Origin of the sequence: Acinetobacter sp. MYb191 (assembly GCF_037572605.1) — a bacterium.
Taxonomy (GTDB): domain Bacteria; phylum Pseudomonadota; class Gammaproteobacteria; order Pseudomonadales; family Moraxellaceae; genus Acinetobacter; species Acinetobacter johnsonii.
The window spans coordinates 255,959-276,122 of sequence record NZ_JBBGZP010000021.1 but is presented as its reverse complement, the minus strand read 5'-3'; the positions used below and the strand labels follow the sequence as shown (position 1 = coordinate 276,122).

Below are 20,164 nucleotides of genomic sequence, written 5' to 3'. Positions count from 1 at the left end.
TTTACTTGAGCTGTAGCATGTTTTTAATCATCCATTTGCTTGAGCTTAAAATTTCCCGTTGTAGATGTTCATCCGCCATGCTCCGCGCCATGACGATTGCACCGACCAGTTGACACAGTACAGCCCAAGCTTGTGTTTCACTGCCTAGGTGTTGTGTAAAGAGTGCGTGACCACGAAGCATTTCCTGTTGAAAACACAGTTTTGTTGTTTCACTACTACGTGCTACCTCAGCTGCAAGAGAGGGAATAACACAGCCTTGATCTGGACGTTGCACATGAGACAGCGCTAAATAACGTTCAATTTCGAAGTCAATCCACTCTTCGATATTGTCATGCGGATTGGCTTGCCATGCTTGAAAGCTGTGTTGTAACTCGGACTCGATCAGTGCTTCAAACAATTCATGTTTTGATGAAAAATGCGAATAAAAAGCACCGCTGGTCATTTGAGCCGCTTTCATAAAACCGTCAATACCTGTATTGGTAAAGCCTTGCTTCTTGGCCAGTTGAGCACTGATTTTAAGCAGCTCTTGACGTTTTTCTTCTTTATAGCCTGTTTTATAGCGCATAGGAGTTTCATCAAAATAAAATTGACTGATGCTGAAAACTATAACATAGTGATTGTTATAATAACGATCGTTATTTTATAAAGGGAGTGTAATTATGGATGGACTACAGCCAGAACAGCAGTTGCAAAAGACTGGTGCTAAGAAGAAAGTAGCGTTAGTGATTGGCGCAGGAGACGCTACAGGGGGTGAAATCGCGAAACGTTTTGCACGTGGTGGATACATCGCTTGCATGACGCGAAGAAATGCCGAAAAACTCCAGCCCCTAATTGCAGAAATAGAAGCCGAAGGTGGCCTTGCATATGGCTTTGCGTCTGATGCACGTAAAGAAGAGCAAGTCATCGCTTTGGTGGAAGAAATTGAAGCCAATATTGGTGAAATCGATGTTTTTGTATTTAACATTGGGGCGAATGTGCCATGTAGTATTTTAGAAGAAACTGCACGTAAGTATTTTAAAATTTGGGAAATGGCTTGCTTCGGTGCATTTTTGACAGGGCGTGAAGTGGCGAAGCGTATGGTCGTGCGTGAACACGGCAGCATTATTTTCACGGGTGCAACCGCAGGCATAAGAGGTGCAGCAAACTTTGCCGCTTTTGCTGGGGCAAAACATGCACTGCGTGCCTTAGCGCAAAGTATGGCACGTGAGCTTGGTCCGAAAAATATTCATGTGGCACACGTGGTGGTAGATGGGGCAATTGATACCGATTTTATTAAAGACACTTTTCCTGAGATGTACGCGCGCAAAGAACAGGATGGCATATTAAATCCCGTGCATATTGCAGAAAATTATTGGCATTTGTCGCAGCAACCGCGCGATGCATGGACGCATGAGTTAGATTTAAGACCTTGGATGGAAACGTGGTAAAAGGACAAAGCATGAAAAGCGTAGAATTTTATTTTGATTTGGGCAGCCCATATAGCTATTTGGCCTACTATCGTTTACTGCAAATAGCAGAGCAGCAAGAGATTCAGATTGTGTATAAGCCTATTTTATTGGGTGGGGTGTTTAAAGCAACAGGCAATCGTAGTCCGATTGAGATTCCTGTCAAAGGGGTTTATTCAATATTAGATATGCAGCGCTGGGCGGAGTATTACCATATTCCAATGCAAATGAATCCGCATTTCCCGATGAACACTTTAACCCTAATGCGCATTTTGACAGGCGTTCAATTGTTGCATCTAGAAAAGTTTGAGCAAGTTTTAAAACTTTTATTCGATGCGATGTTTGGCACACCACAAAATCTGAATGAACCCACTGTCTTGGCAGAAGTGTTAAAACCGAGTGGGTTTTCTGTAGAAGATATTATGAGTATGGTTCAGTCGGAGGTGGTGAAACAAAAACTGATCACTGAAACAGAACAGGCCATTCAACGTGGCATTTTCGGCGCACCGACATTCTTTGTGGGTGATGAAATGTATTGGGGCCAAGATCGCCTACATTTTGTAGAACAAGCGCTGAATAACGCTAGCTAAAGGACACGCTATTTTAAGATCAGCCGTAAAATCACGGCTGATCTGCTCCAAATTAAAATAATCGTTTAGGCGTATGTTCCGTGTCTAGACTGACCATTTCATGTTCATCTTTTAAGTCTACACCTGAGTAGCCGAGTTTCTTAGAGCCACGCATCAGAGACATTAGTCGTTGTACTGCAACAGGAATGCTTAAGCCTGCAGGTCGAACATTTGAAATACAGTTGCGTTTAGCATCCAAAGTGCCTGAGGCTGCTTTCCATGTATAGTAAATGCCCATACTATCAGGTGAACTCAGACCGGGCCTTTCGCCAATCAGCATCACGAGCATAGTGGCTTGTAGGTACTCTGCGACTGGATCACCCAAAGCGACTCGGCTTCCAGTAGCAATCACCATCGGTGCAATGCTCCAGTGTTCCGCTTGCAGCTGCGGGATAAGATGCTGAATAAAAGGCACTGCATTTTCTTCAATCGCCCGTGCAGATAGTCCATCACCAATCACAATACAGACATCATAGTTTTGCGGGTTACTGGATTTAAAAACCTCTAAACCATGTTGTGAAGTTGGACTTAACAGGCGGCCTAAGTCAGGACGTTTTAAGTATTCTTGTTTATTTTCAGTTTGACTGTGTACCGTCAGACTATCCAAACCTAGTGTATTAAAACTTGCAACTAAGTGTTCGACATCTAAAGCTTGATGTACCGCATCTTGCGCTTCCGCATGCGCCAGTTGAAACTTCAGCAGTTCATGGGTCGGGATGCTACAACCAGCGCGACCAATGGCAATACGTGCATCGGTAAATTTTTTTAAGTTTTCCCAAACATCCTGATGCTGTTCAGATTGATAGTTTTCTAGAGGAACAAGTGACATAAGTTGCTCCTTATAGATGCAAAAGTTTTTCAAATTGTGGCGGGATATGTTCTGGCCAGAGAATATGCTGCTGCTGTTGTTTAAAGATGCCTTGTTCAGCCAACCACAGATCAAATTCAGGTGCGGCTTTTAAGCCCAAAAGTTGCCTTAAATACAGCGCATCATGAAACGACGTGGTTTGATAGTTCAGCATGACGTCATCCGAACCTGGAATGCCCATAATAAAGTTCAAACCTGCTGCACCGAAAAGGGTGAGTAGCACATCCATGTCGTTTTGGTCGGCATCGGCATGGTTGGTATAGCAAATGTCACAGCCCATAGGTAAGCCTAGGAGCTTTCCACAAAAATGGTCTTCTAAGCCTGCACGGATAATTTGTTTGCCATTGTATAAATACTCTGGACCAATAAACCCAACCACAGTATTTACCAGCAGTGGGTTAAATTTACGTGCTACCGCATAGGCACGGACTTCTAAGGTTTGCTGATCTACTCCGTGATGCGCATTACTAGATAAAGCACTGCCTTGACCTGTTTCAAAATACATCACATTTTGTCCCACAGTCCCACGCTTGAGAGCCAGTGTCGCTTCATAGCCTTCACGTAATAATTCAAGGTTAATGCCGAAACCTTCATTGGCGCGCTGTGTGCCTGCAATCGATTGAAACATCAAATCAATCGGCACATTTTTCTCAGCCAGTTGAATCCCCGAACTGATATGAGTCAGCACACAAGACTGGGTTGGAATATGATGCTCTTGGATCACATGATCGAGTAGCTTGAGCAGCTCCGATAAATTTTGTAGGTTATCGGTTGCAGGGTTAATCCCAATGACGGCATCACCATTGCCATACATCAAGCCATCCAAAATACTAGCAGATATCCCCAAGAGATCATCGGTCGGATGATTCGGTTGTAAACGGGTCGAGAGATGACCTTTTAAACCGATGGTGTTGCGAAATTGGGTGACGACTTCACATTTACTCGCAACCAAGATGAGGTCTTGATTGCGCATAATTTTACTCACCGCAGCCACCATTTCAGGGGTTAACCCGAGCGCAAGTTGTTGTAATTTATGCGTAGTCGCATCTTCACTGAGTAGCCAGTTACGAAAGTCTCCTACGGTAAAATGTGAAATCGGCGCAAATAAATCACTACGGTGCTCATCGATAATCAGGCGGGTTATTTCATCCTGTTCATAGTCGATCAACACTTCAGTTAAAAACTGCTTCAATGGAACATCGGCCAATGCCATTTGTGCGGCAACACGTTCAGTGGCATTTTCCGCCGCAACACCTGCAAGTTGATCACCTGAGCGCAGCGGGGTTGCTTTTGCCATTAAAGTTTTTAAATCATTAAACACATAGTGCTGATGTCCAATCAACGTTTTATAAGCCATGTCATAGGTCCTTCTATAAGTCTTGTTCGGCCTTACGAATACTTTCAAACTCTTCTTCAGGTGTACCTTGAACGAGTCGATGGCGACTATGGAAAATAAAGTAGGCAATAAAGACCGCATAAATAGCGGCAGCCATAAACCAAACTTTAGGATCCACCACAAAACCAGCTATCACCGCAATACTGGCTAAAACCAAAGCAATCGATGAGGTGAGAATCCCACCTGGAGTTTTATAGGGACGATGTAATTCTGGACGGCTGATGCGCAGTTTAATGTGAGAAAGCATCATCAGGACATAAGAAATGGTCGCACCAAATACCGCCATCAGGATGAGCAGATCACCTTCACCTGTTAGAGACAATAAAAAACCAATGATGCCGGGAATAATAATCGCTAAATAAGGCGCTTTGTTTTTATTGGTCAGTGATAACGAGGTCGGTAAATACCCCGCACGGGATAAGGCGAAAATTTGACGTGAATAGGCATAGATGATGGAGAAGAAACTTGCAATTAAACCTGCTAGACCGACAAAGTTAACAAAACTGCCTAACCAGCTGTTTTGACCATAGACTGCTACCAGTGCATCAACTAAGGGGGCGCCTGATTCTTTAAGCTGTTCTGCGCCAGCAGCACCAGCGCCTAAGAACAGAATAAGCAGGGCAAAAGCGGCCAAAATCAGCATTGAACCGATCAAACCACGCGGTAAGGATTTAGATGGATCTTTGGCTTCTTCTGCTGCCAGTGGTACACCTTCCACCGCTAAAAAGAACCAAATCGCATAGGGCACCGCAGCCCAAATGCCAATATAACCCATCGGGAGGAAGCTACTTGCTCCGATATTTTCAGTTGGTGCAATGTTAAATAAGTTGGCGCTATTAAAATGTGGTGCCATTGCGATGATAAAGACAAAAAGAGCGACGGCTGCAATGGCGGTAATGACAAACATGATCTTGAGGGCTTCACCTGCACCTTTAAGATGAATACCCATAAAAACCAAATAGCAGATGAGATAAATGATCCATCCACCGATACCAAATAAGGACTCACAGTAGGCACCAATAAAGCATGCGATAGCCGCAGGAGCGATGGCGTATTCAATTAAAATAGCCGTGCCTGTGAGATAGCCGCCAAATGGACCAAATGCGGTACGCGCAAAGCTATAGCCACCTCCCGCAGTGGGCAGCATGGTGGCCATTTCAGACATAGACAGGCACATACATAAGTACATGATGGCTACGACAACGGTTGCGATGAACATACCGCCCCAGCCACCTTGAGCAAGACCGAAGTTCCAGCCAGCAAAGTCGCCGGAGATGACATAAGCCACGCCTAAACCGACCAATAGTAGCCAGCCTACAGCACCTTGTTTCAGTTGTCTTTTTTCAAAATAGTCGTCAGATGTGCTTACCGTTGAAGTAGAGAGCGGAGTTGTTGAGCTGTTAATGGGAGAATCGGTCATGTGAAGCTCCATATCTTGAGTTTTTATAGATGGCTTGATGGATGCAATATTTATGCAATTTCAGTACCAAGCGATTAGACGTCCTGTCTAATGTTTATATGACACAGTTTTGAATTATTGTTTTGATGGTTGATGGTTGATGGTTGATGGTTGATGGTTGATGGTTGATGGTTGATGGTTGATGGTTGATGGTTGATGGTTGATGGTTGATGGTTGATGGTTGATGGTTGATGGTTGATGGTGAGAGTGTTCAGAGTAACGAATTACCCTAAACACGTAGAGAACTTTATGCGAATAAACTAAGTGCTTAGAAGAAGCCCATAGGCTTAGTTGCATAGCTCACAAGTAGGTTTTTAGTTTGTTGGTAATGATCAAGCATCATTTTGTGGTTTTCACGACCAATCCCTGACTTTTTATAACCACCGAAAGCGGCATGTGCAGGGTAGATGTGGTAACAGTTGGTCCAAACACGACCCGCTTGAATTGCACGACCTGCGCGGTAAGAAGTATGTGCTGAACGTGACCATACACCAGCGCCTAAACCATAAATAGTGTCGTTGGCAATTTTAATCGCATCGTCAAAGTCTTTGAATGTTGCCACTGAAAGCACAGGCCCAAAAATTTATTCTTGGAAAATTTTCATGTCGTTGGTGCCTTTGAAGATAGTTGGTTCAATATAGAAACCAGAACCTACTTCATTACGCTCACTACCACCTGTTAGTACTTGCGCACCTTCACCACGGCCTGTTGCGATACAACCCAAGATTTTCTCTTGTTGTTCCAGTGAAGCTTGCGCACCAATCATCGTTTCTGTATCGAGCGGGTGACCCGTTTTAATGCGTTTCACACGTTCAACTGCCATTTCAAGGAATTTATCTGCAATACTTTCTTGAACTAAAGCGCGTGATGGACACGTACAGATTTCACCTTGGTTAAGTGCAAACATGGCAAAACCTTCAAGGGCTTTGTCTAAGAACTCATCGTCCTGATCCATAATGTCTTCAAAGAAGATGTTTGGAGACTTACCACCTAATTCCAAAGTCACAGGAATCACGTTTTCAGTGGCATATTGCATGATCATTTGACCCACAGCAGTAGAGCCAGTGAATGCAATTTTAGCAATACGTGGATTGGTTGCCAGAGGACGACCCACTTCAACACCATAACCGTTGACGATGTTTAAAATACCAGGTGGTAGCAAGTCTTGAATGAGTTCAATTAAAACTAAAATACTCGCAGGTGTCTGTTCAGCAGGTTTTAAAACAATACAGTTACCCGCAGCAAGTGCAGGAGCAATTTTCCATGTCGCCATCAAAATTGGGAAGTTCCATGGAATGATTTGTCCTACCACGCCTAATGGTTCGTGGAAGTGATAGGCAATGGTATCTTCATCAATTTCAGAAATGCCACCTTCTTGCGCACGGATACAACCTGCGAAATAGCGGAAATGGTCAATGGCTAAAGGAATGTCCGCTGCAAGTGTTTCACGAATCGGTTTACCGTTATCCCATGTTTCAGCCACAGCCAATTTTTCTAGATTTTGTTCTAGACGATCTGCAATTTTAAGGAGTAAATTTGAACGTGTCGTAGGAGATGATTTGTTCCATTGTTCTTTGGCTTTATGCGCAGCATCAAGTGCAAGTTCGATGTCTTCTACAGATGAGCGAGGGACTTTTGTAAAAACTTTACCGTCGACAGGAGAGATATTTTCAAAGTATTCACCTTTTACTGGAGCAACCCACTCGCCACCAATAAAGTTGTCATACTGTGCTTTAAATTCTACTTTAGAACCAGATTGGTTAGGGTCTACATAGCGCATATTGAAGTTCCTTTGCTTATTGATTTTTTAAAAGCATCTACAGCTTTGGTATAAGGTACATCTGTACAATATTTAAGTAGCATAACTAATATAAGGTTGGAAAAAGGTTGGAAGGAAGGAGGTTTACACGGCTTTGACAAATGTTTACAACCAAGTAATACAGTGGACGTATATCAGGAATTGTTTTGAGAATAAGGAATGATGGCAATGCAACATTTAATACAGAAAAGACAAGAAATAGAAAAGCTTAGAACCAGTAGTAGTATTTCGACGGTACAAGCTGAACAACTGGGAAAAAGTATTGCAAGTTCATGGCAGCGCTCTAACTCCGCAGAAATTCCAAAAGATCGCTTTGCTGCGCCCATTTCGGAAGGTTCTATGTCACAAGGTTCAGCGCTACAACATGCTTTGAGTTATTGTGCAGATGAACTGAGACATATTGCACAACAGTCGTCTATGGTGGTGGCTGTAGGCGATATTGGTAGTACGATTATTTGGAGTGCATCCAGCAGACAAATGCGTAATGCGGCAGAAAGTGTACATTTTGTTGAAGGTGGGCAGTGGCGAGAGGAATTGGTAGGGACTAATGCATTGGCCTTATCTTTAAAAACGCAACAGTCCAGTTGTGTCTTTTCAAATGAACACTACATGAGCTCCATTCATGATTGGGTTTGTTATGCGGCGCCGATTATCGACCCTTACTCAAAACATGTCCTTGGGGTGATTGATTTATCCACCACATGGAAAAATCATAATAGCCTTGGTCTACTCGCAGCAGAGCGCTGTGCATCTATCATCCAAACGGCACTCTTAGAATATCAGCGCCAACAATTATATATCCGTGCTTTTAGTGTACCACAAGTACATTTTAATGGCAAAGTGATGGTACTCACACCGCGACAAATTGAAATTTTGACCATCTTGGCGCTGTGCCCACAGGGTATGACTTTAGATACTTTGCATCAGGCCTTATATGGTGAGCGCAAGGTGAGTGTGGGAACACTTAAGGCCGAAATGTCGCAACTGCGTGACTTGCTCGGTGGTATGTTGGGATCTCGTCCCTATCGGATTTTGGCGCATATCGAGGCCGATTTTTTACAAGCCGAGCAGGCCTTAGATGCAGCGTATATCGAGACCGCATTGAAGCTGTGTTCGGGTGTTTTGCTACCTAAAACGGAAAGTCCATTTCTATGTGCATGGCGCGACTGTTTGGAGTCACGTTTAAGCAGTGCGATTTTTAAAGCCAATGAAACCGATATGCTGTTTAAACATGTTGCACGTTACCCAGAGGCAATTGATGCCGTTGAGCGACTCATTGAGCTGACACCGAATGGACATCCTGCGCATCAGCTACTCGAGAAATATAAAATATAAAAATTATGAATTGTGTTGGAAAGGTGTAGTTACACTTTTTTTTGCTCGAGCCATTGGAACAGCTCAGCATAAACTTCGGTACGAACTTCAGGTGCGGAGAGGACTAAGTCGTGTAAACCATTTTGAATGGTCACGACACTGACGTCACCTTGTAAATTTTTGGCCTGCTTTTCAATGTCTTTAACATCTAAAATCACATCACTGGTTTGCGCGGCTACGCCCCATTTCTTTGGGTTGAGCGTTTGATGTGAATGCATAATGAGTGTAGGGACAGAGAGCTTTAAACCACCTCGATGAATTTCTTTCTGGGCTTCATGAATTGCACGTACAAAGCTGATCCGAACCATGGAGTAGCTTGGTTGTTTCCATTGCAAATCAAAGTTCCATTCACCATGCTCGTTTTGATGTAGGCTCGGTACATACCATTTATTCAGTTCACTTGGAAACTTAAGGTCAGGAAAACGCTTTGCGAGTCGGCTGAGCTGCGGCACGCCAAGTTTGCGCTTAATGGGATGCATATTAAAATCATAAAAAGGGCTATTGGCCCAAAGTGCTTTGATCAGCGGATGCTTAGGATTGTGTGCAGCGTATAAAGTCGTGATTAAGCCACCCGTAGAGTGTCCTGCAAGTAGCACCGCAGTATGGCCTTCATTGCCAATGATCTCTAAGGCTTGGGTAATTTCAGCATCGTATTCGCTTAGATCACGGACGTTGTAATATTTTTGATGGCTCAAGTGAGAACGACCATATTTTCTTAAATCGAGCGCATAAAAATCATAACCATGCTGATTAAATTGTTCAGCCATTTCGGTTTGGAAAAAGTAGTCAATAAAACCATGGATATACAGTACAGCTTTTTGAGTATTCTGCGGGGATTTTTTACGTACGAGGGTTGCGCATACAGCACCTTCATAATCGTCTGGAAAACTGAGTTTTAATTGTTCATAGCCTTCGCCGAGGACATCAGGTTGATAAGCAGGATGAGTTTGATTTGCTGACATAATTTGCTCTGGTTGTTATTGTCATGAGTTTTCTTATCCTTGATGAAGTGCAAAACTTTGTCAACCACAAATAAAAAAAGACAATTTAAGTGCACAGGTAAGCAAGGATTAGGCTTACCTGAATGAAACAGTATGGACGTCTGTTTCATTCCACTTAAATTGTCAAAGCAAACAAAAAGTTAAGGAGAGAACTTAGACCGCTGCTTTAAAATCGACCACTGAAGCACCAGATTTGAGTGCAGCTTTGAATATGTCGACCACTTGAGCATGGTTTGCTTTACGTGGGTTCGTCAGCATGCAGGCATCTTTTTGCGCATTTTCAGACATAACACCCAAATCTTGCTCTTTCACACCCAGTTCAGACAAGCTCGATGGAATACCAATCGATGCAGATAGTTCACGAATTGCGTCAATGGCAGCATATCCAGCTTCTGTCACAGTTAAACCTGTGATGTTAACTCCCATCAGTTCAGCAATTCGTGCATAACGATCAGGGCAGGCAATTAAGTTGAACTCACAGACGTGTGGAAGTAGGACTGCATTACATACGCCGTGAGGTAGGTTATAGAAGCCACCGAGTTGGTGAGCCATCGCATGGACATAACCTAGAGATGCATTGTTAAATGCCATACCTGCTAAATATTGTGCATAACTCATGGCATCACGCGCTTCTAAGTTTTCGCCGTTCGCAACTGCTGGACTTAACCATTCGCTAATCATTGAAATGGCTTTTTCAGCACAGGCATCAGTGATTGGGTTTGCTGCTGTTGAAACATAAGCTTCTACTGCATGGGTTAAGGCATCCATACCTGTTGCCGCTGTTAAGCTTGCAGGTTTTGCAATCATCAGTTTAGGGTCATCAATTGCAATCAGTGGAGTACAGCGCCAGTCTACAATTGCCATTTTTACATGGGTATCTGTATTGGTAATAATACAGAAGCGTGTCATTTCTGACGCTGTACCTGCCGTGGTGTTGATTGCAATAAGAGGGGTCATTGGAACCGTACTTTTATCGATCCCTTCGTAGTCACGAATATGACCACCACCTGCAGTCACGAGTCCAATACCTTTAGCGCAGTCATGCGAAGAACCACCACCTAAGGACACAATAAAGTCACAACCTTGTTCGTTATACGCAGTCACGCCGTTGTGGACATTGATGTCAGTTGGGTTCGGTTCTGCACCTGGGAAGATGTGGCTATCAACACCTGCATCTTTGAGATATCCTGCAATGGTGTCGGCTACGCCAAATTTAAATAAACCTGCGTCGGTTACAATCAGTGCTTTCTTTGCACCGAGGTTTTGTGCTTTGCCACCAATTTCTTTGGCACAGCCCGGGCCAAAAAGTGAAACACAAGGGATATAAAAACCGTTCGTTTGATCTGCAATATTTTTAAAAGCCATGGTGCGATTCCTTCTACCATTATTTATGTTGTTATCGGTGCTCATTACCGTTTTTAGAGTATCGAATGATTCAAAAAACTTGTGTACCTACCAAATACCTACCCTAAGTAAGGGAATGAGGAGAAATGGCTTCATCGAACAGAATAGCTAGCGATAAAAGGCATAGCCTGTGGTTCAGGATTTGTTTATATTGGTTTTGAAGTTGTGGTGAAAATAGCCAAATTCAAAGAGGGTCAGCCGTGGAGCAAAACGATAAGCTTAAGCAATATCAAAGTCTTGCTATACAGTTAAGACAAGTTGTTCCAAGTATTCAGCAGCTTTATCACGAGCAGTCCGCTTTTCTTTCCACACTCAATGTACAAAACGTTTTAAGTGTTGACGTAAAAACACAACGAATTCAAATTTTAAATCATTGTTTTCATATTCAGTTTTATGCGCCAGCTGAACAGGCGGAGCTGTGTGTCTCGCAGTTTATCTATCAAGGGCACTATGCAGAAGCACTCGAAGAGTTTTGTTTACACGACATTGTATTTTTAGTGGGTGATCAATCTCCACAACATTCTTTGTATTTGCGCAATAAAGTTAAACAGTTGCGTCAGCTGATTCTTCAACAGCTGTTTGTTTTGTTCGATGGGCCGAGTCGCGTGCAAACGATTTTTACTGAAATACGGGAAACGCAATCAGAACTCTTTCAACAGTTATGCCAGCGAGTTGAATTCAATGCAGCTGATCCAGCTTCTGAGCGAAGTCTGCTGGCCGAGTTGCAGCGCTTATGCAACTTAGATGCAGATCAGGCGGAAGATATTTTACCCTTACAGTCTTTGATGAATAGTTATGATGAGCTGTGTTGCAGTGCCAGTCAATTCTTAGAACCGCATGTTTATCGCATTGTACAAACGGCATTTCCTGAACGGTTTTCTTTACAAGAGTTGATGGATCATACGCACGATATTCACTTGTTATATCCGCATGCTAAAGAGCAGTCCCATATGCTCGGCTTTGTGCGGCTTATGCATCGGGATTTTTGGACATCGCGTGATTTGTTGTCAAAGCGCCATTTTTTAAAAGCTGAAACTAAGACATGGCAAAAGAAGGTCGCCAAACTCCCAATTTTTGATGAAAGCCGTACCGTAAATTGGTTATTTAAACAAAAAGCTGTGGTGACAGACTGGGTGAGTCAAAATATTCAGCACAGTAGTATACGCGTTGCCGTAACGGCTTTGAGTTATCTCGATACGCAGTCTTATCATCCTGAAATTATTGTGACCACCTTAAAGTACTTCCAACATGTTGCGGCTCGTTTATTTATACAAAGTTGCTATGAGTATGCCTTACAACAGCACTGGTTTGAGCTGGAGGCCAACCAGCATGTGGTCTTAAAAAATAGACGCCAAGATATGGATGATCAGCGGATAGCAATCAGCCCGTCTATTTTGTATTTAGATGAATGGCTCGAACTGCTGCACCGTGTGGTCGAACAACAACCTGAATGGGGGAAACGGGTCTACACAAAATTGAGTCGTGTAATGCAGGCATATATTCAGCATCTAGATAAAATTGCGCAGACACTTCCTGAAGACTTAGTGGTTTATTTTAGCGAAGATAAGCAACAACACCGTGATTTTTATCTTCAGTTAAAGCAACATAAATTGCATATTGAAAGCTTTCGACAGTTGTTTTATTTAAATCGGCCTCCTTTACGAGTTTCGGTGTTTGATGCTTATGTGCGCGATTATTTGCCTGAACATTTTGAGACGCAAAAGGAGGTTTTAAAAAATGTCACATGGAAGAGCCTATTTCATCAGGCTGTGCAGTGGCATGATCAATTGCATAGCCAAGAGTTACTCGCTGAACTGAAACGAAAGCTTGGTTGTGTCTCATGGCAACCGATCAGTCATGAAGCTTATTATTTTATTGAGAGTTGGGTGCTTGAGGAGCTCAAAGATATTGATCGCATCATTGCTGAATCACGTCGCTTTCAACATTGTTTAGCAGCCAGTTTTGCTGAGCGAATCATTGTACGTGAATATGCTGCATTTCATATGAGTCATACCGACGCACAGCGGCACTTGACGCTCGGTTGTCATTATATTGCAGGGCAACTGTTATTTGATCAGCTTGAATATCCAAATAACCAAAAAGCACTACCCGATGATGTGGTAGTCGCTGAACAATTCATTGCCATGCTGAACCAAACCGAATAACCCAGCTCTTAAAATTTAAACAACAATGGACCTAATTTGTCGCACGTCATTTGTAGTGTGACGAGATCTGCTTAACTTTTTTGCAAAAACTCGGTAGGCTATAGCCGTTCATCAATGGTATAGGTCTTATGAAGCAAGAAACTGCACTCAAACTCTTAAAAGCGGGCGAAAATGTCTTTTTAACCGGCTCCGCTGGTGCAGGAAAAACCTATACGCTAAACCAATACATTAACTATTTAAAAGCCCGCAAAGTGCCTGTGGCGATTACGGCTTCTACAGGTATTGCCGCAACGCATATGAATGGCATGACCATTCATACTTGGGCTGGCATTGGAATTAAAGATGCGTTGGGGGAAGATGAACTCAAACGCATGAAAGAACGTAAATACTTAAAAGAGCATTTAGAAAATGCCCAAGTCTTAATCATCGATGAAATTTCGATGCTACATGCCAAGCAACTCAATTTGGTCAATAAAGTCCTTAAGTTCTTTAAAGAAAGTGAAGAGCCGTTTGGCGGGATTCAAGTGATCGTTGCAGGTGATTTCTTCCAGTTACCGCCAGTCGGTAAAAATGAAGAACGCAATCGCGATAAATTCTGTTTTATGTCTGATGCTTGGGTGGAAGCTAAATTTCGCGTGTGTTATTTGACTGAGCAGCACCGTCAGGGCAATGATTATCTCAATGATATTTTAAATGCCATTCGTGGTCAGAGTATTAACTCTGAGCACTTGCAGGCTTTACAAGCCACGCGTCAGCAAGATATTGGAGAAACCTTTACACGTTTATATACACATAATATGGACGTGGACACCATCAACTTCAAACATTTGAATGAAATTGAAAATGAAGGTCGACAGTTTGAGGCGGTGTGTGATGGCAATGACAAGCTTATTGAAACTTTAAAGTCTTCTGTGCGTGCACCTGAAAATCTAACCCTCAAGAAAAATGCCAAAGTAATGTTTGTAAAGAACAACTTTGATGTGGGCTATATCAACGGTAGCTTAGGCGAAGTGGTGGGCTTTGAAGAAGATGATGACTTTGGGATCTTGCCGAAAGTCAAACTGACTGATGGCACGGTACTGGTGGTCGAGCCTGAAACGTGGTCAGTGGACAATGATGCAGGTAAAACCATTGCCAGTTTTCAGCAAATTCCATTGCGTTTGGCATGGGCCATCACCATCCATAAGTCACAAGGGATGACTTTAGCGGCAGCGGAAATTAATCTTAGTCATACTTTTGAAAAAGGACAGGGCTATGTGGCTTTGTCGCGCTTAAAGACTTTGGAAGGTTTAAGGTTGTTAGGTTTTAATGAACAAGCGTTGGAGTTAGATAGTCTTGCCATTAAGGCAGACCGCCGCTTCCAAGAACTGTCCGATGAAGCTGAGACTCACTTTGAGGCCATTGATCTTGAGCCACAGCACAAGGCCTTTATTCGTCACTGTGGCGGAACGCTCAATGAAATTGAGATTGAGCGGAATGAAAAGAAAATTGCCCGTAATGCAGGTAAAGCCAACTATGCTTCTGCAACACTCGATGAAACACGTGAATTGTTTGAAGGTGGTTATGAAATTGCAGATATCGCCCAAGAGCGCGGTTTGACAGCTGCAACCATTATCAACCATTTGGCAAAGTTGCATAAAGAGCAAGGCTTGGATATTTCCGTGGCACATCCTGGAGAAGAAGTGGTGGAGCAAGTGCGGAAAATTTATAAACGCTTAATGAAGCGTCAGCAAACAGAACACTTTAGTGAAGATGGTGCGATTAAGCTTCGTCCAATTGTGGAACTGACTAATCCACGTATGGGCTATGACCAAGTTCGCTTAGCGCTGTTATATATTGAATAACATCTTAAAACTAGGGCATTTCGTGCAGAAATTTCTTACTTACATTGCTCCGAACTTCAGTTAAACTGAATTTTAAGGGATAAGAATAACTTAGAATCGTAATGAAATTGACAGCTTGGTACACGCTACGCAAATTTGTTTATAACAATTTGCATAATGAAGATTATGAGACGCCCTTAAGTCGAGGGTTGAACTATTTTCTCATTGCACTGATTATGAGTAATGCTGCTGCGGTCTTGCTGGAGTCGGTGCAAAAGTACTATGTGTTGTATCAAGACTTTTTCTATTATTTTGAAATCTTTTCTATTGTTGTTTTTAGCGTCGATTATCTCTTACGTTTTTGGTCAATTGCTGAATCTAATAGTTTTGAGTCGGATTGGAAAAATCGTCTAAATTGGGTCAAAAGCGGTGGGGCGATTATCGACCTCTTGGCTATTCTACCTGCCTATTTAAACTTTTTTGTTCAGTTCGACTTACGATTCTTAAGAATTGTTCGTCTGCTCCGACTTCTCAAGCTCACCCGCTATTTTGTCTCGCTACAAATTTTATTACGAGTCATCGAGCGCGAAAAAGGCTCATTTCAAGCAGTTATTTTCATCTTAATGATTATGATCATTATGGCGGCTGCAGGGGTGTATTTGATTGAAAGTCAGGCACAACCTGAAGTTTTCAGCTCCATTCCAGCTTCAATGTGGTGGGCCGTGGTTACACTTACGACCGTGGGTTATGGCGATGTGACACCTATTACGCCGCTAGGACGCTTTCTTGGTGCGATTATTACCATCTTAGGTGTAGGTTTGGCCGCATTGCCTGCGGGTATTTTAGCCAATGGTTTAGCCAATGAACTTGAACAGCGTAAAGAAAAACTTGAACTTAGATTTCGAGAATTAATCCAAAATAGCGATATTGATTTTGTCTTAGAGACAGAAAAAATTGAAGAAGTTCGTAAAGAAGTTGGGCTGACCAAAGAGCAAACACACGATATTATTTTACAGCTCATTCGTGAACAAAAAGAAGAATCTTTAAGGCAAGAGCGTGAGCAATATGCCTATTGTCCACACTGCGGGAAGAAACTACCTGAATGATTATGCCAGTCAGTTAAGGAGTTTCGTATTCTTCTTTTTAACTCTTTACTGTAAAGTCTCACCATTTTAAGTTCAATTTTCGGAGTTCTTTATGTTCTTTGCGAAGTGGTGCTTCTCATGCGTCAAAAAAATTAAAAACATTGGTCATCTACAAAACAGTCCGTATTAAGGGTGATTGCTTCATCTTGGCTGTAAAAAAGCATTGCTTTTATTCTTGATCAGCTTGTGGATGACGTTATCGCGTATCGAATAAAATCTAGAGTTTAAAAAGAAAATGCTCGTAGATTCTTAACGGCCTGACATTAATCTGAATGATGGATTGTAAAAGCGTGCATAACAATACGATTGAATTTTTATGCACGCTTATTGTTTTTAGATGAAGGTTACTTATTTGGTTTTAACAAGTCTGATTTGCATCGCTTTTACATGCAGATATCGACTTTTTCTCATGCTGAAAGGCAAGTAATAAAATGATCAGTCCACCTAGGCTCAATAAAGTACCTACCCAAATCGGTGCTAACCAGCCCAATCCCTGACTAATGAGCCAACCACCTAGGAATGCACCAAAGGCATTGGCAATATTAAATGCAGAGTGATTGAGTGAAGCTGCTAAACCTTGTGCATGACCAGCAACATCCATTAATCGGGTTTGTAGTAAAGGCCCCAAGCCTGCAATACTGAAGCTGACTAAGAAGAGTGCAATAAAAGCAGTGGCAAGGTGATCCATAGATAAAGCACAAAGCACATAAGAGCAGGCATTGGAAATTAAGACCCAAATAATCGCCTTATTTAAGTTTTTATCGGCAAAGTGTCCTGCGACAACACCACCAATGACCAACCCGAGCCCAATACACGCCAGCGCAAACGGAATGACTTGAATGCTAGCATGAGTATATTCAGTCAAAATAGGCGATACATAACTATATACAGAGAATAGTCCACCAAATCCAATTGCACCAACTGCAAGCGTGATCCACATTTGTGTATTTTTAAGTCCACGCAGTTCATTTTGAATGCTGGCGGTGTGATCCAGCTGCATTTTAGGTAGGCCAAAACAAATCGCGACCACGGTCAAAAATGCGATAGATGCAGAAAACTCAAAACCTGCACGCCAACCATACAGCTGACCCAGCCATGTCGCAAAAGGCACACCAATCACGGTCGCGACATTCAGCCCCATCATCAGCATGGCGACCGCCGAAGCACGTTTTTGTTTTCCTGCAAACTCTGCAACCACCAAAGCGGCAATACCAAAGTAAGCGCCGTGAGGGAAACCTGCAATAAAACGTGAGACCAACATAGACTCATAGCTGTTTGCGAGTGCTGTACTGGCATTGGCGATGCCATAAAACAGCATGAGGCCAATTAAGAGTGTTTTACGCGGAACCTTTGCGGCCAAAATGGCAATCACAGGTGCGCCAATAGTCACGCCTAAAGCGTAAGCACTAATAAAATGCCCTGTGACAGGAATACTGAGCTTGAAACTTTGTGAGATCTCTTGGATGAGTCCCATCGCAACGAACTCAGTAGTCCCAATACAAAAACCACCGAGTGCCAATGCCAAAATAATGACAGATAAGTGGCTTGTTGGAGAGATGCTATTTTCTTGAGAGGACATAAATAGAGGAGTAAATGAAAAGTATTATACGTTCTTTGTCACATGAAAATTTGGTTGTTCAAAAAAGTTATAAGTGAACTAAGCAATCGTAATATTCATATGAACTCTGAAGATTCTGCACTATGAATATTTATTCATAGCGCTACATTGAGTGATCATTCTATATAAGAAATCAAATTTAAAAGCAGAAAATACAGATTAATCCGACCTAGCTTAAGAGTTTGGATTTGTTAGGCTAGGGCTGTCCTGTACCAATGATTAGGGTAAGTAAACCAGCCGCAATGAGTGGGCCGACTGGGACGCCACGTAGTAAAGCCACTCCTGCAACGGTTCCGACCAGCAAGCCTGCAACAACATCGGGTTGGTTTGACATCAGTTTTACGCCGCGCCCACCTAGCCATGCAACCAAAACGCCAATCGCGATAGCAAGTAATGATTTGATACTTAAAAAAGATTTAAAAATACTTTCACCGCTAATTCTACCACTTGCAATAGGCACTAAAACTGCAATGGTTAAAATGATGATCCCGATATTTAATCCATGTTGTTGGATGAGTGGGAAGTATTCACTCAGTGGCGTCATCCGCAAAATAATGAGTACTGCCGCAGCAATGGTTACTGCAGAATTGTGACTAAAAATACCGCAAGCCAGTAGGATCAGGAGGACGATCAGGTTCAAATCTAAGTTCGGCATAGGGGGCGAGACTGGTCAAAAAAACATGTGCATTGTAACGCTTTTTTAGCCACTCTGCCGTATGATCCGAGTCCTTTGATTGATGTTCCTGTATTTCAGTATAAAATAAGCCTTTATTTAAAAATGTGGTGTGCTGATGCTGTTGGAAAAAATGTTGCAGTCGCAAGGATTTGGTTCGCGAAAGCATTGCCAACAGTTGATTAAAAATGCAGCCATTGAAATTGATGGGCAGATCATTACTGACCCTAAACATAAACTCAAATTGGATGCGCTTCACTACAAGGTACATGGCGAGAGCTTTGAATACCGTGAAAAAGTCTATATCGCCTTAAATAAACCTCAAGGCTATGAATGTTCACATCAGGCGACACATCATTTTAGTGTTTTTGATTTGTTTGACGATGTGCTCTTAAATCGTGGTATTCAGTGTGTAGGTCGTCTAGATCAAGACACCACAGGTTTATTGTTACTCACCGATGATGGTCAGTTTTTACAAGCGCTGACACACCCTAAAAAGCATGTGGCAAAAGTGTATCGGATTAAAATGGCCGACTCTGTTACAGATGAACAAGTTCAACAGCTGGAGCAAGGGGTTGAACTGCGAAATGAAAAAGGGAGTTTTGCTGCAACAGATGTAAAACGCTTAGCTGAATGTGAACTGCAAATGACCGTGCATCAAGGGGTATATCATCAAGTGAAACGTATGCTTGCGGCAGTGGGAAATAAAGTTGAGAGCTTGCATCGTCAGCAAATTGGAGCGCTCGACTTAACGGGGATACCAGATTTAGTCGAGGGACGTTGGATCTATTTAAATGCTGAACAAGTGGCTTTAGCCAAGACACGCAATGATCTTGAGAGTGAAGGTCTTTAGACGCTGAATGCTATAGAAAGCAATGATAGGTCTTAAACTCATTATCCGCTACAAAGCCCATGGCTTCATATAAGCTGTGGGATTGATAATTATTTTTTTGCGTTTCAAGCGTAATACGAATGGCTTTTTCGTGTCTTGCAAACAAAATCGCGGTATCGATCAATTGTTTTGCTGAGCCATGGCGACGATGCGGTGGAGAAACATAAACATCATCTAAAATATAATAAGTTGCACAGGCCACAGAAGAGAAACCTAAATACAGCAGCACAAAACCTGTAATCACATCGTCTTTGACATGAATGAAGATGACGCTTTGTTCGTTTTCAAGGCGAAGTTTAAGGAACTTTTGGGAAAGCGCTAAGTTGGAAGATGCACCATAAAATTGGCGATATTCATCAAATAATACAGCAAGTTTTTCTAAGTCTTCTAAAGTGGCACGTCTAACGATCATGTATTACTCCATGCTGTATTTATAATATTTACATGAAGCAT

17 protein-coding genes and 1 pseudogene are annotated in these 20,164 nt (G+C 42.5%); 7 read left to right on the top strand and 11 right to left on the bottom strand.

The features are described 5' to 3' along the window. Position 1: 1 nt before the first annotated feature. Positions 2-565, bottom strand: coding sequence for a TetR/AcrR family transcriptional regulator (locus WH214_RS15075; protein WP_339422596.1), 564 nt, complete (start codon positions 563-565; stop codon positions 2-4). A gap of 94 nt (positions 566-659) precedes the next feature. Between WH214_RS15075 and WH214_RS15070 the strand changes: the two genes are divergently transcribed. Together WH214_RS15070 and WH214_RS15065 are read left to right on the top strand one after the other, a co-directional pair. Beyond that, the gene (locus WH214_RS15070) at positions 660-1,427 is read left to right on the top strand and encodes an SDR family oxidoreductase (RefSeq protein ID WP_339422597.1); all 768 of its coding nucleotides are present in this window, start codon (positions 660-662) and stop codon (positions 1,425-1,427) included. An 11-nt stretch (positions 1,428-1,438) separates the two neighbouring features. Continuing rightward, positions 1,439-2,035 carry a 2-hydroxychromene-2-carboxylate isomerase gene (locus tag WH214_RS15065; protein WP_339422598.1) on the top strand — a complete coding sequence of 199 codons (597 nt, stop codon included), beginning with the start codon at positions 1,439-1,441 and terminating at the stop codon, positions 2,033-2,035. 52 nt (positions 2,036-2,087) lie between these two features. Here the strand turns inward: WH214_RS15065 and eutC are convergent, their stop codons facing one another. The 5 genes and pseudogenes from eutC to exaC form a co-directional block, all read right to left on the bottom strand. Then, the gene (gene eutC, locus WH214_RS15060) at positions 2,088-2,903 is read right to left on the bottom strand and encodes an ethanolamine ammonia-lyase subunit EutC (protein WP_339422599.1); all 816 of its coding nucleotides are present in this window, start codon (positions 2,901-2,903) and stop codon (positions 2,088-2,090) included. 10 nt (positions 2,904-2,913) lie between these two features. After that, entirely contained in the window at positions 2,914-4,299 is a 1,386-nt protein-coding gene (locus WH214_RS15055) for an ethanolamine ammonia-lyase subunit EutB (RefSeq protein ID WP_339422600.1), read from the bottom strand. A gap of 13 nt (positions 4,300-4,312) precedes the next feature. After that, entirely contained in the window at positions 4,313-5,758 is a 1,446-nt protein-coding gene (gene eat, locus WH214_RS15050; protein WP_183175011.1) for an ethanolamine permease, read from the bottom strand. A gap of 114 nt (positions 5,759-5,872) precedes the next feature. Further along, a complete protein-coding gene (locus tag WH214_RS15045; RefSeq protein ID WP_339993693.1) occupies positions 5,873-6,034 on the bottom strand; it encodes a hypothetical protein in 162 nt (53 codons plus the stop codon). Between the two features lie 31 nt (positions 6,035-6,065). Then, positions 6,066-7,577, bottom strand: a pseudogene (exaC, locus tag WH214_RS15040) (acetaldehyde dehydrogenase ExaC). Positions 7,578-7,775: 198 nt separating this feature from the next. On the opposite strand from exaC, the gene WH214_RS15035 reads away from it, so the two are divergent. Continuing rightward, positions 7,776-8,951 carry a helix-turn-helix domain-containing protein gene (locus tag WH214_RS15035; protein WP_339422602.1) on the top strand — a complete coding sequence of 392 codons (1,176 nt, stop codon included), beginning with the start codon at positions 7,776-7,778 and terminating at the stop codon, positions 8,949-8,951. A gap of 29 nt (positions 8,952-8,980) precedes the next feature. Here WH214_RS15035 and WH214_RS15030 read toward each other — a convergent pair whose 3' ends face one another. Both WH214_RS15030 and mdh read right to left on the bottom strand, forming a co-directional pair. After that, positions 8,981-9,952, bottom strand: a complete 972-nt coding sequence (locus WH214_RS15030) for an alpha/beta hydrolase (RefSeq protein ID WP_339422603.1) — start codon at positions 9,950-9,952, stop codon at positions 8,981-8,983. A gap of 192 nt (positions 9,953-10,144) precedes the next feature. Beyond that, positions 10,145-11,356 carry an iron-dependent methanol dehydrogenase gene (mdh, locus tag WH214_RS15025; RefSeq protein ID WP_004984892.1) on the bottom strand — a complete coding sequence of 404 codons (1,212 nt, stop codon included), beginning with the start codon at positions 11,354-11,356 and terminating at the stop codon, positions 10,145-10,147. A gap of 239 nt (positions 11,357-11,595) precedes the next feature. On the opposite strand from mdh, the gene WH214_RS15020 reads away from it, so the two are divergent. From WH214_RS15020 to WH214_RS15010, 3 genes are all read left to right on the top strand, one after another. Further along, the gene (locus tag WH214_RS15020; protein WP_339993690.1) at positions 11,596-13,560 is read left to right on the top strand and encodes a hypothetical protein; all 1,965 of its coding nucleotides are present in this window, start codon (positions 11,596-11,598) and stop codon (positions 13,558-13,560) included. 128 nt (positions 13,561-13,688) lie between these two features. Further along, a complete protein-coding gene (locus tag WH214_RS15015; RefSeq protein WP_339422605.1) occupies positions 13,689-15,404 on the top strand; it encodes an AAA family ATPase in 1,716 nt (571 codons plus the stop codon). 101 nt (positions 15,405-15,505) lie between these two features. Continuing rightward, complete coding sequence (locus WH214_RS15010; protein ID WP_339993688.1) at positions 15,506-16,489, top strand: ion transporter; 984 nt, start codon at positions 15,506-15,508, stop codon at positions 16,487-16,489. A 397-nt stretch (positions 16,490-16,886) separates the two neighbouring features. Here WH214_RS15010 and WH214_RS15005 read toward each other — a convergent pair whose 3' ends face one another. Beyond that, positions 16,887-18,107, bottom strand: a complete 1,221-nt coding sequence (locus tag WH214_RS15005) for an MFS transporter (protein ID WP_183173145.1) — start codon at positions 18,105-18,107, stop codon at positions 16,887-16,889. 235 nt (positions 18,108-18,342) lie between these two features. Then, positions 18,343-18,801, bottom strand: a complete 459-nt coding sequence (locus WH214_RS15000; protein WP_062032888.1) for a DUF441 domain-containing protein — start codon at positions 18,799-18,801, stop codon at positions 18,343-18,345. 136 nt (positions 18,802-18,937) lie between these two features. Here WH214_RS15000 and WH214_RS14995 point away from each other — a divergent pair, with 136 nt between their 5' ends. Beyond that, complete coding sequence (locus WH214_RS14995) at positions 18,938-19,672, top strand: pseudouridine synthase (protein WP_339993686.1); 735 nt, start codon at positions 18,938-18,940, stop codon at positions 19,670-19,672. A gap of 10 nt (positions 19,673-19,682) precedes the next feature. Here the strand turns inward: WH214_RS14995 and WH214_RS14990 are convergent, their stop codons facing one another. Further along, on the bottom strand, positions 19,683-20,123 hold the full coding sequence (locus WH214_RS14990) for a GNAT family N-acetyltransferase (protein ID WP_004696801.1): 441 nt from the start codon (positions 20,121-20,123) through the stop codon (positions 19,683-19,685). Between the last annotated feature and the right edge of the window lie 41 nt (positions 20,124-20,164).

Coding starts and splice junctions, on each gene's coding strand:
- WH214_RS15055 (WP_339422600.1), bottom strand. CDS start 4,299: ATGGCTTATAAAACGTTGATTGGACATCAGCACTATGTGTTTAATGAT.
- WH214_RS15010 (WP_339993688.1), top strand. CDS start 15,506: ATGAAATTGACAGCTTGGTACACGCTACGCAAATTTGTTTATAACAAT.
- WH214_RS14990 (WP_004696801.1), bottom strand. CDS start 20,123: ATGATCGTTAGACGTGCCACTTTAGAAGACTTAGAAAAACTTGCTGTA.
- WH214_RS15005 (WP_183173145.1), bottom strand. CDS start 18,107: ATGTCCTCTCAAGAAAATAGCATCTCTCCAACAAGCCACTTATCTGTC.
- WH214_RS15015 (WP_339422605.1), top strand. CDS start 13,689: ATGAAGCAAGAAACTGCACTCAAACTCTTAAAAGCGGGCGAAAATGTC.
- WH214_RS15070 (WP_339422597.1), top strand. CDS start 660: ATGGATGGACTACAGCCAGAACAGCAGTTGCAAAAGACTGGTGCTAAG.
- WH214_RS15065 (WP_339422598.1), top strand. CDS start 1,439: ATGAAAAGCGTAGAATTTTATTTTGATTTGGGCAGCCCATATAGCTAT.
- WH214_RS15075 (WP_339422596.1), bottom strand. CDS start 565: ATGCGCTATAAAACAGGCTATAAAGAAGAAAAACGTCAAGAGCTGCTT.
- mdh (WP_004984892.1), bottom strand. CDS start 11,356: ATGGCTTTTAAAAATATTGCAGATCAAACGAACGGTTTTTATATCCCT.
- WH214_RS14995 (WP_339993686.1), top strand. CDS start 18,938: ATGCTGTTGGAAAAAATGTTGCAGTCGCAAGGATTTGGTTCGCGAAAG.
- WH214_RS15030 (WP_339422603.1), bottom strand. CDS start 9,952: ATGTCAGCAAATCAAACTCATCCTGCTTATCAACCTGATGTCCTCGGC.
- eat (WP_183175011.1), bottom strand. CDS start 5,758: ATGACCGATTCTCCCATTAACAGCTCAACAACTCCGCTCTCTACTTCA.
- WH214_RS15000 (WP_062032888.1), bottom strand. CDS start 18,801: ATGCCGAACTTAGATTTGAACCTGATCGTCCTCCTGATCCTACTGGCT.
- eutC (WP_339422599.1), bottom strand. CDS start 2,903: ATGTCACTTGTTCCTCTAGAAAACTATCAATCTGAACAGCATCAGGAT.
- WH214_RS15035 (WP_339422602.1), top strand. CDS start 7,776: ATGATGGCAATGCAACATTTAATACAGAAAAGACAAGAAATAGAAAAG.